Source organism: Gluconobacter sp. (genome assembly GCF_047723935.1).
Taxonomy (GTDB): domain Bacteria; phylum Pseudomonadota; class Alphaproteobacteria; order Acetobacterales; family Acetobacteraceae; genus Gluconobacter.
Window position 1 is genome coordinate 1 of record NZ_JBDOBO010000070.1, and the last position, 11,372, is coordinate 11,372.

Genomic DNA, 11,372 nt, shown 5'->3' on the forward strand with positions numbered 1-11,372 from the left:
AAGATAAAAAGCCATTCTGAGAAATAAAAATAATAAATTTTCTCGGAAAGGCATTGTGAGGTGTTGCTGTTCCAAGTTCGGTTGCGTATGAAAGGAGCCCCTTCACGAGGCTGTGTCTTTCAGCGGAAAGAGCGTTTTTTCCGTCTGGCAGCGCGTGTGTCAGTCGAGCAGCGAGTGTTCCAATGTCTTTGAATTCCGTCGTCGAGAGCGTGACCGCCCGGATCATCGAGCGTTCGAAAGTCTCCCGTCGCCGTTATCTTGCTCTGATGGAGCGAAACCGGGCCAAAGGCGTCTCCCGCCCACGCCTGGCCTGCGGAAACCTCGCTCACGCCATTGCTGCGGCTGCGTCTGACAAGCCGGAGCTTATGCGTCCGGCCAGCACGAACCTCGGGATTGTGACGACCTATAACGACATGCTGTCGGCGCATCAGCCGTATGGACGTTACCCGGACCAGATGAAGCTGTTCGCCCGCGAAGTTGGCGCAACTGCTCAGATCGCCGGTGGTGCGCCAGCAATGTGTGATGGCGTGACGCAGGGACAGGAGGGAATGGAGCTTTCCCTGTTCTCCCGTGACGTTATTGCCATGTCCACGGCTGTCGGCCTGAGCCACGGCATGTTCGAAGGTGTCGCGCTTCTGGGGATCTGTGACAAGATTGTCCCGGGCCTCCTGATGGGGGCTCTGCGCTTCGGACATCTGCCGACAATGCTGATCCCGGCCGGCCCTATGCCGTCAGGTCTTCCTAACAAGGAAAAGCAGCGGATCCGTCAGCTCTATGTGCAGGGCAAGGTCGGGCAGGACCGTCTGATGGAAGCGGAAAACGCCTCCTACCATAGCGCTGGCACATGCACCTTCTACGGCACGGCCAATACGAACCAGATGATGGTTGAGATCATGGGTCTCATGATGCCGGATTCTGCGTTCATCAATCCGAACACGCCGCTTCGGCAGGCCATGACGCGCGCAAGCGTCCATCGTCTGGCGGAAATCAGCCTGAATGGCGAAGATGTCCGCCCACTGGCGCAGTGTGTCGATGAAAAGGCTATTGTGAATGCGGCAGTCGGCTTGCTGGCAACCGGCGGTTCGACCAATCACACCATCCACCTGCCTGCCATTGCCCGAGCCGCGGGTATCATTATTGACTGGGAAGATCTGAGCCGCCTCTCAGCAGCAGTTCCGCTGATGACGCGCGTTTACCCCAGTGGCTCTGAGGACGTGAACGCCTTCAATCATGTGGGTGGTATGCCGACACTGATTGCCGAGCTTTCCCGCGCCGGCCTTCTGCACACGGACATCATGACGGTCTCGCGCGGCGGATTTGCCGATTATGCCTGCCGTGCCAGCCTGCAGGATGACGAAGTCGTTTACACGCATGCCAAGCCATCGCTGGACCGTGACATTCTCCGGGACGTCAAAGAGCCGTTCAAGGCTGATGGTGGTATTAAGCTCATGCAGGGCAATGTCGGTCGTGGCATCTATAAAAGCAGTGCCATTGCTGAAGAGTTTCTGACCATTGAAGCCCCGGCGCGCGTTTTCCATGATCAGCATGATGTTGCCACAGCGTTCCAGAATGGTGAGCTTGAGCGGGATGTCGTTGTTGTTGTGCGGTTCCAGGGGCCGGAAGCCAATGGTATGCCGGAACTGCACAAACTGACGCCAACGCTCGGCGTGTTGCAGGATCGGGGCTACAAGGTGGCTCTTCTGACAGACGGACGGATGTCAGGTGCAAGTGGTAAGGTGCCTGCTGCCATTCACGTCGGCCCGGAAGCGCAGGTTGGCGGCCCGATTGCCCGCGTTCGGGATGGTGACATGATCCGGGTTTGTGCCGTAACGGGGCAGATTGAGGTTCTTGTCGATCCGGCAGAATGGGAGGCACGCGAACCTGTTGCGCCGCCGCCGCCTGCTCTCGGAACCGGACGTGAGTTGTTTGCCCTCATGCGTTCGGTGCATGATCCGGCCGAAACCGGCGCATCCGCCATGCTGGCCCAAATGGATCAGGTAATCGAAGCCGTTGGCGACGCCATTCACTAAGGACCAAATTTCATGACTGATACTGCCAAACTTGATGCTGTCATGACCCGCTGCCCGGTTATTCCGGTGCTGGTGGTCAATGATGTTGCACAGGCTCGTCCCTTGGCTGAAGCGCTGGTCGCTGGTGGCCTGACCACTCTGGAAGTGACGCTGCGGACGCCTTGTGCGCTCGAAGTGATCGAGGAAATGTCCAAGGTGGATGGTGCGTTTGTTGGGGCGGGCACTGTGCTGAACCCGACGGATCTGGAGCGCGCAGTGAAGGCTGGCTCCCGCTTTATTGTGAGCCCTGGCTTAACCGCACCGCTGGCTGACGCTGCCCGCGATCATGACATGCCTTTCCTTCCGGGCGTCGCAAATGCTGGCGACATCATGCGCGGTCTGGATCTGGGGCTGACACGCTTCAAGTTCTTCCCGGCTGTGACCAATGGTGGCATTCCGGCGCTGAAGAGCTTGGCCAGCGTATTCGGCAATGTCCGCTTCTGCCCGACAGGCGGCATCACTGAAGGGAGTGCTCCGGACTGGCTGGCACTTCCCTCCGTATCCTGTGTTGGCGGATCGTGGATTACGGCAGGTGAGTTCGACGCAAAGACGGTGACGCAGCGTGCTACGGCTGCAGCTCTTTTGCGCCAGAGCTAAGATCCCTTGTAAATTTTTCGCTCCATTGAAAACAGGAAGGCGGTCTGGAAGTTATCCGGACCGCCTTTCTTTTTTTTAGTGAGGGCCTGTTTCTCGGCTTGAGAACGGATAAAGAACATCTCCAGAAGAAGATGGGGGATGGAATTTATGAATATCTTTGCAGGAAAAGGGGTTACGACCCTTTCCGATAACGTCCGAATCGGATCATAAGAACCCGTGACTGGACGTTCTCATCTCCTGATTGGCGGATTTGCTGTTTTGTGTGCGATGCGCTGGCATGTCCTGTCAGCCGAGCCTTTTTCGGTCTGCACAGGGTTGCTGGGTAGCCTGCTTCCGGACATTGATACGGAACGCTCCATGCTTGGGGCCCGGGTCAAATTTCTGTCCCGTTTTCTGGCGCGGACGTTTGGTCATCGTGGGATGACGCATTCCGGTGTTGTGTTGCTTTTGATCGCCGCTCTGGTTGGGGCTTTTATGGGGGAAGGTGCGCTGCGAGGCCCGATTGGCGCCCTTCTGCTGGGCGTTGCCACCCACATTGCGGCTGACCTGCCAACCGGTGGTTGCCAGCTTCTGGCGCCCCTTAGCCGGTCCAGACTGTCTTTCTGGCCCTATGTCCGCACAGGCGGCCTGGGCGAGATCATGCTTCTTCTGCCTACCCTCTTTCTATTAGGGTGGGCAGGGTTCGCGGGACGTGAGCCATTTGGTGGTCACGCTCCTTACGTCGTGCATCACCAGCGGTTGCACGGACATGTTTTGAAGGATATTGCATTTCCATCATGACTGAGACCCGACTCCCCGTCCGTCGCGCCCTTCTCTCCGTTTCTGACAAGACGGGACTGATTGAACTGGGGCGCGCGCTTGCCGCCCACGGTGCAGAACTGCTTTCGACGGGGGGCTCGGCAAGGGCGCTGCGTGAGGCGGGTCTGACTGTCAAAGATGTTTCAGAGCATACGGGCTTTCCCGAAATTCTTGACGGTCGTGTCAAGACGCTGGTTCCGCAGGTTCATGGCGGCATTCTCGCACGTCGTGACCTGCCGGCTCATCTGAGCCAGATGGAAGAGCACGGCATCGTGCCAATCGATCTGGTCTGCGTTAACCTGTATCCTTTCGCAGCTACGGTTGCATCCGGCGCGGGCGATGAAGACTGTATCGAGAATATCGATATTGGCGGTCCGGCCATGATCCGTGCTGCGGCCAAGAACTTCGATCATGTCACGATCCTGACGTCTCCTCAGCAATACGGTGATTTCGTTCAGTCTCTGGACGCGGGCGGAACGTATCTAAGTGAGCGTCGTGATTATGCCGGTGCTGCGTACGCCCATACGGCGTCTTATGACGGTATGATCTCCCGTTGGTTCGCGGAGCGTGCGGGCGAATTGTTGCCCCCTGTTCTGACGCTCAGTGGCTCTCGCGACGAGCTTCTGCGTTATGGTGAAAACCCACATCAGAAAGCTGCTTTCTATCGTGATGGCAGCACACGGGCGGGCATCGCGACGGCTCGTCAGGTGCAGGGCAAGGCGCTGAGCTACAACAATCTTAATGACACAGACGCAGCGTTCGAGGCTGTTGCTGAGTTTGATGCGCCGACTGTCGTGATCGTCAAGCACGCTAATCCATGCGGTGTGGCGTCTGCTGAAACGCTGGAACAGGCATGGATTGCGGCGCTGCGGTGTGATCCGGTTTCGGCATTTGGTGGCATCGTCGCTGTGAACAGAACGCTAGATGCAGAAACGGCTCAACGCATCAGTGCGATTTTCACGGAAGTGATTGTTGCCCCGGATGCGGACGCACAGGCTATTGAAATTCTTTCTCGCAAGAAGAACCTGCGCCTGTTGCTCACGGGCGGAATTCCGGACCCTGAAGCTGAAGGTCTGGCTTTTCGCTCTGTCGCAGGCGGTTTTCTGGCGCAAAGCCGGGATGCAGGCCGCGTCCTTGAGAGCGATCTGAAGGTCGTCACCAAACGCGCGCCCACGGAAAAGGAGATGAAAGATCTCCTGTTCGCGTTCCGAGTGGCCAAGCACGTGAAATCCAACGCAGTCATTTATGTTCGCAACAATGCGACTGTCGGGATTGGTGCGGGGCAGATGTCCCGTGTTGATAGCGCGCGCATTGCTGCTCGCAAAAGCGAAGATGCTGCAAATGTTGCGGGTGAGACTGCCCCGTTGACTAAGGGATCTGTGGCGGCATCGGATGCGTTTTTCCCGTTCGCAGATGGTCTTGAGAGTGTTGTTGCTGCTGGTGCTGTGGCTGTGATTCAGCCCGGTGGCTCAATTCGCGATCAGGAGGTGATCGACGCTGCCGATGCAGCTGGAATCGCCATGGTCTTCACTGGCATGAGGCATTTCCGGCATTGAAACCTTTCGCTCTCGCAAGCCTGCTTCTGGCTTTCTCCGCCCCGATGGTCGCCGCGGCCGCGCCATGTCTGTATGACATGTCACCGCTGCCCGTCACGAAGGGGATTGTTTCCCGTATTACGCCAACAGGCGTGATGCTGCGTGATGGAACGACTGTCATTCTTCCAGAAGAGCTTCTGGCAGGTGTACGTCTGGCACAGCCTCTTGCTGTGAGAGGACTTGTGGCAGCTTCGTCCCATACGGTGCAGGCCTTTGCGCTTGATGGAACGCCGCCGGTTTGTCCGGCGCCAGCAGCGGTTACGCGAGGGCCATTTCCTGGTTCTCCCGGATACGATCACATTCAGAACTGAGTTTGATACGCGGCTTCTTGGAAAAGGGCCGCGTATAAACCTTTTCTTTACGCCTGCCGTGGCACTCTTCTCTCCGGTTGTTTCACCGGGTGTAGGAGGGCTTGTCATTGTCGCAGATTTTGCCCGTAGCAAAGCCCGCGATAGCGCTTGGTGGCAGCGTCTTTCCTGTTGGTGCACAGCTTGCTTCCAAAGAACGATTTCAGGATTTTCTGAAAAGCTACGTTCACGAGAAGACACAGCCGCCTGACGCCAAGGCTGTTTCCAGCAAAAATACTCCTCCGTCGTCCGGTGAAAAAAATACCCAGACGGCTAGAGTACCTGAAGGCGGCCAAGGCCCCCGTGTTTCAACGGAAAACTGCGGGGGGGCTCGAAGCTTAAAATCTTCGAGCCCGGCTACAAAGGTCTCCGAACAGCCTGTTCAATCGAGTTCGCTTCCAGAGAAATTTGAGAAAACATCGAGTGCGACCAAGGTGGTTCAACGTCCCTCGGAAGTATCGGCTCAGAAGATTTCTATGGGTCCCTCTACAGAGGAAGTTACAGAAACGTTTTTGCCCGCGCTGCAAAATGATAACGTATCCGCACCAGGGAAGACGGATGAACCTGGTTCGGGCGAACGCGTTGAGTTGCCTACACAGTGCGTTTCGGATCTAGAAGACGATAGCACTCAAAGCTCGGTATCTGAGCCTTCTCTCAGTGTCGCTTCGTTCAATTGCGAGACGAAACCCGCGACAGATCAGCTTGAAGTAAGCGAAGACCTGCAAGTTTCTGAAACAGAGAGTGCAGGGGTGGTCTCTCTTGCGTTGGTAGAACATATTGATGTTGCGCCAGCACCGATTGCTGAGGTCCCGGGGTTATTCCTGGAACTTTCGACCTCGAAATTGCAGAACTCTGATTCTGGACATAATAGCCTTCTAACACCGACGCAGGACGAGGCGCATCAGTCAGCTTTGAACGGCCCTGTCATCACGCACCAGGCAACAGGTCAGCACCTCAATACCCAGATTGAAATGTCCTTGGAGCGTGAAGGCAAGATCCGCATGTCTGTTGAGGAAGACAAGGACGGGGGACGCCACATCCACATTCTGGCTGAAACTTCAGATGCACTGCGAAGTCTTTCAACAAATAAAGAGAGCTTATTGTCCTCACTGAATCAGAGCACTTTGCCTGTCTCAGCAGACCGGACTGCAATATCCACAGAAGTTACGTTTGGTTTTCTGGGATCTTTCTCTCAAGACTATCCCAGAAGTTCTGATCGGGAAGGCAGTCAGCAACGATCGCCCCCTGTTGGTGGTTCTCCCGAGGTCTCATCTGAAGATCTTAATGAGAGAGCCTCCGTATTTCCTCGAAAAATTTTACGCGGTGTTGTTGATCTGACCGCATAAAGGACGCTTGTTTTATGGTCTCTTCTGTCAATTCATCATCGCTTCTCAGCCACGCTGTTTCGGCAGCCAAGTCCAGTGCATCATCACAAACGTCTGGTGCAGCCACATCTACGGCGAGTAGTGCCGGTAGTGCTGCGCTGTCCTCCATGGCGGGAAATTTTAATCAGTTCCTGACGCTTCTGACTACTCAACTTCAGCATCAAGACCCGAGTAATCCAACCAGTACCGACAGTTTCACAAGTGAGTTGGCGCAGTTTGCAGGTGTGCAGCAACAGGTTGAGACGAACACCAATCTTACCAGCCTGATTTCTGCCACTCAGGACACGCAGATTACGTCTGGTGTCGGTCTTGTGGGTAAAACAACCACGGCCACAACTGCTTCGTTGCCCTTACAGAATGGCAACGCGAGCATGACATTTACGGCGCAGCAAGCCGGACCTGTAGCCATTGCAGTTACCGATGCCAGCGGTCAGGTCGTCAAGACCGACACGATGACGGCCACGGCGGGGACGAACTCCTGGTCCTGGGATGGTATTGATAGCAGTGGAACAAAAATGTCTGACGGTCAGTACTTTGTTGCTGTCGAAGGGACTGGAACAAGTGGGGAAACGGCGTCTTTTCCAACAACGGTTTCCGGTACGGTAACAGGTCTGACGCGGACATCGAGTGGTATCAATGTACAAATGGGAAGTGCAACAGTGCCGCTGAGTGACTTGGATGGATTTTCGGGTGTCTGAACGACGAGCGGGGGAAATTCTGTCGTTTTAAGCGGACGTTAACCTTTCCTGTCCACAATACCTGTCAGTAATTGCAGCAGGACAGGGTGAACGCACATGTGGGCAGGGCTTGAGGCACCTCCTGGAAAAGCTTGTACGCAGATGACCGTATGGTGGGCGCATAAGTGAAGGCTCTTCTCACAAATCTGAAGCAGCTTGGCCTCCCGCGTCTGGCTGCCCTGGGTGCAGTGGGTGTGGCTCTGCTTGTGCTTCTCGGAGTTTTGGTCATGCATGGTGCAAACTCTGCTACCGGGCTGCTTTACAGAGATCTCGATCCCAGAGAAGCCGGTGAAATCGTAGATCAGCTTGCTAAGGCCCATATCGTTTATCGCCTGCAGGATCAGGGGGCGACGATTATGGTCCCTGATGATGAGGTTGCTAAGGCGCGCCTTCTTCTCGCAAAAAGTGGACTGCCGTCGGGCGGCTCGGTCGGGTACGAGATTTTCGATAAGGGAAACAGTTTTACAGCGACGCAGTTTGAGCAAACAATCAATGAAACGCGTGCGCTGGAGGGAGAATTGGAACGGTCAATCCGTCTGATTCACAGTGTTCGTAATGCGCGTGTTCATCTTGTACTGCGCCACAGAGAACTCTTTTCGACGAACGAACAGGGAGCTCAGGCGAGTGTGCTTCTTTCCATGGAAGGTGCGCGCCGTTTGGATGAGGAGAGTATTGCGGCGGTCGTTAACCTGGTTTCCGCAGCCGTACCGGGTTTGGAGGCACAGAATATCTCGCTTGTCGACAATCGCGGGCATGTCCTGCTGCGGCAAGGCGCGGGAAGTGTCGATGGTGATCAAACGGCAGAAATGCAACGGCAGGCGCTGGAACAACGCATCTCCCGTGAAGTTGAGGACATGTTGGGAGCTTCTGTCGGCATAGGGCATGTGCGGGTGGAAGCGACCGTGGCGATGAATAATGATCATGTGCGGGAAACTCAGGAAAGTTACGACCCTGACCAGCAGGTTCTTCGTTCTCAGCAAACCAAAAATGACAAAAGTATAAATACACAAGGAACAGCGAATACGACGGTTGGAAACAATCTGCCGAACGCTAACGCTGGTCAGCCGCAGAACGGAAGTCAAAGTAGCAGGCAGGAGCAGACGGATAATTACGAGATTGGCAAGAAGGTTCGCACCCTGGTGCAGGATCAGCCCCGAATTGCTCGTATCAGCGTTGCTGTCATGGTCGATGGAGCCGTCCAGACGGATGTGAAAGGTCAGCATGCTTGGCAACCACGGAATACTCAGGAACTGGATAGGCTAACGGCTCTGACCAAGACGGCCATTGGTTTCGATCAGGCTCGTGGCGATGTTGTGACCGTAATGTCGATGCAGTTTTCTGATCTCGAAGCGGCAATGCCTGCACCACAGCAGCCTTTTCTAAAGGGTTTCCTGAGCCGCTCGAATGAAATGGAAGCCGTGCGTTTCGGTATTTTTGCTCTGTGTCTTTTGATGGTGCTCTTCTTTGTTGTGCGGCCCCTGCTGCGCCCGGCTGGGGGCGGGGTTACGGCAGGAAATGTTCTTTCTGGTGAAAGTCGCGGCGCTGTTTCCATGCCTGAATTAGGAGGTGCACTAGCATCTGAGACTGGAAACCCTACTGTTCTTTTGCCTGCTCCATATGATGCCACAGCCCCTCTAACGGAGAGTGATGAAGAAACAATCGCTGTGAGTGGAGTTTCCGGCCGTATTCGAGCTTCTTCTGTTCAGAGGGTTGTTGATCTCGTCGAAACGCATCCTGCGGAAAGTATTGCACTGATGCGTAATTGGCTGATGCCGAGACAGGAAGGGCACTGAAAATGATTGGATTGGAAAAATCTGTCACGGGTGCGCAGAAATCCGCAATTTTAATGATGGCATTAGGAGAAGAAAACTGCGCTCGCTTGTTTGAGCAGATGCATGAAGAAGAAATTCGAGAGATTTCTGCCGCCATGTCTCAGCTTGGAATGGTCTCTGCAGAAACTGTTGAAAGTGTCTGTCACGAATTTAGTCGGAGCCTTGGATCTTCAGAAGTCTTGATTGGCGATATCGAGACAACAGAACGATTGCTCAAAAATACGCTTCCCGCTGGGCGAGCCGCAGCCATCATGGAAGAAATTCGTGGTCCTGCCGGGCGAACTATGTGGGACAAACTGGGCAATGTTTCAGAGGTGGTGCTCGCGAACTATTTAAAAAACGAATATCCACAAACTGTCGCTGTTATTCTCAGTAGAATCAAGGCGGCACATTCTGCGAAAGTATTAGCCCTGTTTCCGGAAGAATTTTCGCTCGATATTATGACGCGAATGCTCAAAATGGAGAATGTGCAGAAAGGTGTTCTGCATAGTGTAGAGCAGACGTTGAGATCTGAATTTGTCTCTAATCTCCCTCGTGGCTCACATAGAGACAGCCATGAAGTCCTCGCAGATATCTTCAATAACTTTGATCGAAGACTTGAAGCGCGCTTTATGACGGCCCTGGATGAGCGCAGTCACGATGATGCGGAACGAATTAAGAGTCTTATGTTTACTTTTGAGGAGTTGGCTCAGGTCCCTGTAGAGGGCCTCATGGTGTTGCTCAATCAGATCGCCCGAGAAAGTTTGCCAATTGCTCTCAAAGGCGCAAGCGACAAACTGCGAAGTGCATTCCTCGCTGCAATGTCTGAGCGTGCAGGGCGCATTCTGATAGATGAAGTTGAGGCATTGGGGCCTGTGCGCGTTAAGGACGTTGACGCGGCCCAGAGTGATATTCTTCTTGTTGCGAAAGTTCTGCTTGATCGTGGGGAAATTGAACTCCTGGACCAAGAGCAGGCTGCAAATGAGATGCTTGTATGATCATGACTGACTATGACCGTCGTGTTCAGGTTTCTAAGGCTCTTTATGCTGAAGATTTTGACGTTCCTGCTTTGCCGACTGTCGAACCAGAGTCAGCTTCAGAAATGTTTCCCGTAGAAGTAAATACACCTGAGATCTATACTGAAGAAGATTTGGATCGTGCCCGGAGGCAGGAAAAGGAGCGTGTATCTGCATTAGAACGCAGTTATTATGAAAAAGAAAAATCTGAATGGAAGAATTGCGTTGAGAGCAATTCTTTGAATGTTCTAAAAAAAATTTCGGATCAGGTAAACCAGTGTGCACATCAAGCGGCCGAAGATGTTGCACACGCTATTTTCTCTTATTTGGCTAAAATTTTTCCAACCCTCCTGGAGAGTTACGGTCCAGGAGAACGGGATGCCTTGGTTGATAAAATTATGCCGACGCTCCGGGAAGCAGCGCGCGTCAGAATAGAAGCTAAATCTCAAGAACTTCAGCATTTATTAACGCTGTGTGAGCGAGAAGGAGTGGAAGTGATTGATTGTCGTGCAGATGACACTTTGTCTTCGGGAGACTTTCGAATTTCCTGGTCGACGGGAAAGGCCAGCCGAGAGGCAGGAAGCCTGGTGCAGGAAATTTTGAAGGTATTTTCTTTGGATAAAGTTTTACCTGCCGTTAGCGCGGAATAATTGAAATGCCTGATACACAGAATAATTTCGATCTTGATGACGTCGAGGCAGTATCGGCGCAGTCTGTAGAACCGCCGCGCTTCGCTCATGATCTCGAAGCGATCTACGATATCCCGGTAACAGTAAGTGCAGTTCTGGGACGTGCGAATATGCAGGTAAGCCAGTTATTACGTTTGGGTCGTGGGGCCGTTGTGGAGCTTGATCGCAAAGTCGGTGATTCGATCGATATTCTTGTGAATAATCGCCTGATAGCCCGTGGTGAAGTTGTGATGGTTGATGAAAACCGACTTGGGGTAACCATGACGGAAATCATCAAATCTGGAAAAGTTAAAAACTGAAAAAATTTCCGAATATTTAACTTATAGGG

At 53.7% G+C, this 11,372-nt stretch carries 11 protein-coding genes; all 11 read left to right on the top strand.

All coding sequences use genetic code 11. From position 1 onward, the window contains the following. Positions 1–182: 182 nt before the first annotated feature. The 11 genes from edd (at position 183) to fliN (ending at position 11,343) form a co-directional block, all read left to right on the top strand. Positions 183–2,030 carry a phosphogluconate dehydratase gene (gene edd, locus ABF979_RS14085; RefSeq protein ID WP_046901135.1) on the top strand — a complete coding sequence of 616 codons (1,848 nt, stop codon included), beginning with the start codon at positions 183–185 and terminating at the stop codon, positions 2,028–2,030. Positions 2,031–2,042: 12 nt separating this feature from the next. Then, positions 2,043–2,666: a bifunctional 4-hydroxy-2-oxoglutarate aldolase/2-dehydro-3-deoxy-phosphogluconate aldolase gene (gene eda / locus ABF979_RS14090; RefSeq protein WP_202207747.1), complete on the top strand. Its 624-nt coding sequence runs from the start codon at positions 2,043–2,045 to the stop codon at positions 2,664–2,666. Between the two features lie 216 nt (positions 2,667–2,882). Beyond that, positions 2,883–3,446: a metal-dependent hydrolase gene (locus tag ABF979_RS14095; protein ID WP_415560471.1), complete on the top strand. Its 564-nt coding sequence runs from the start codon at positions 2,883–2,885 to the stop codon at positions 3,444–3,446. Further along, complete coding sequence (gene purH / locus ABF979_RS14100) at positions 3,443–5,020, top strand: bifunctional phosphoribosylaminoimidazolecarboxamide formyltransferase/IMP cyclohydrolase (RefSeq protein WP_415560472.1); 1,578 nt, start codon at positions 3,443–3,445, stop codon at positions 5,018–5,020. Before ABF979_RS14095 ends, purH begins: the two co-directional genes overlap by 4 nt. Then, a complete protein-coding gene (locus tag ABF979_RS14105; protein WP_215750629.1) occupies positions 5,017–5,370 on the top strand; it encodes a hypothetical protein in 354 nt (117 codons plus the stop codon). The genes purH and ABF979_RS14105 overlap by 4 nt, the downstream gene beginning before the upstream one ends. 107 nt (positions 5,371–5,477) lie before the next feature. Beyond that, positions 5,478–6,752 (top strand): hypothetical protein, encoded by a 1,275-nt coding sequence (locus tag ABF979_RS14110; protein ID WP_415560473.1) that lies wholly within the window; start codon positions 5,478–5,480, stop codon positions 6,750–6,752. Between the two features lie 14 nt (positions 6,753–6,766). Continuing rightward, a complete protein-coding gene (locus tag ABF979_RS14115; RefSeq protein ID WP_415560474.1) occupies positions 6,767–7,489 on the top strand; it encodes a flagellar hook assembly protein FlgD in 723 nt (240 codons plus the stop codon). A 164-nt stretch (positions 7,490–7,653) separates the two neighbouring features. Then, positions 7,654–9,321: a flagellar basal-body MS-ring/collar protein FliF gene (gene fliF / locus ABF979_RS14120; RefSeq protein ID WP_415560475.1), complete on the top strand. Its 1,668-nt coding sequence runs from the start codon at positions 7,654–7,656 to the stop codon at positions 9,319–9,321. A 2-nt stretch (positions 9,322–9,323) separates the two neighbouring features. Continuing rightward, positions 9,324–10,337 (top strand): flagellar motor switch protein FliG, encoded by a 1,014-nt coding sequence (locus ABF979_RS14125; RefSeq protein ID WP_415560476.1) that lies wholly within the window; start codon positions 9,324–9,326, stop codon positions 10,335–10,337. After that, positions 10,334–11,005, top strand: a complete 672-nt coding sequence (locus ABF979_RS14130) for a hypothetical protein (RefSeq protein WP_415560477.1) — start codon at positions 10,334–10,336, stop codon at positions 11,003–11,005. Before ABF979_RS14125 ends, ABF979_RS14130 begins: the two co-directional genes overlap by 4 nt. 5 nt (positions 11,006–11,010) lie before the next feature. Further along, entirely contained in the window at positions 11,011–11,343 is a 333-nt protein-coding gene (fliN, locus tag ABF979_RS14135) for a flagellar motor switch protein FliN (protein ID WP_202207738.1), read from the top strand. The last annotated feature ends 29 nt before the right edge of the window (positions 11,344–11,372 follow it).

Coding starts and splice junctions, on each gene's coding strand:
- edd (WP_046901135.1), top strand. CDS start 183: ATGTCTTTGAATTCCGTCGTCGAGAGCGTGACCGCCCGGATCATCGAG.
- eda (WP_202207747.1), top strand. CDS start 2,043: ATGACTGATACTGCCAAACTTGATGCTGTCATGACCCGCTGCCCGGTT.
- purH (WP_415560472.1), top strand. CDS start 3,443: ATGACTGAGACCCGACTCCCCGTCCGTCGCGCCCTTCTCTCCGTTTCT.
- ABF979_RS14115 (WP_415560474.1), top strand. CDS start 6,767: ATGGTCTCTTCTGTCAATTCATCATCGCTTCTCAGCCACGCTGTTTCG.
- ABF979_RS14125 (WP_415560476.1), top strand. CDS start 9,324: ATGATTGGATTGGAAAAATCTGTCACGGGTGCGCAGAAATCCGCAATT.
- ABF979_RS14130 (WP_415560477.1), top strand. CDS start 10,334: ATGATCATGACTGACTATGACCGTCGTGTTCAGGTTTCTAAGGCTCTT.
- fliN (WP_202207738.1), top strand. CDS start 11,011: ATGCCTGATACACAGAATAATTTCGATCTTGATGACGTCGAGGCAGTA.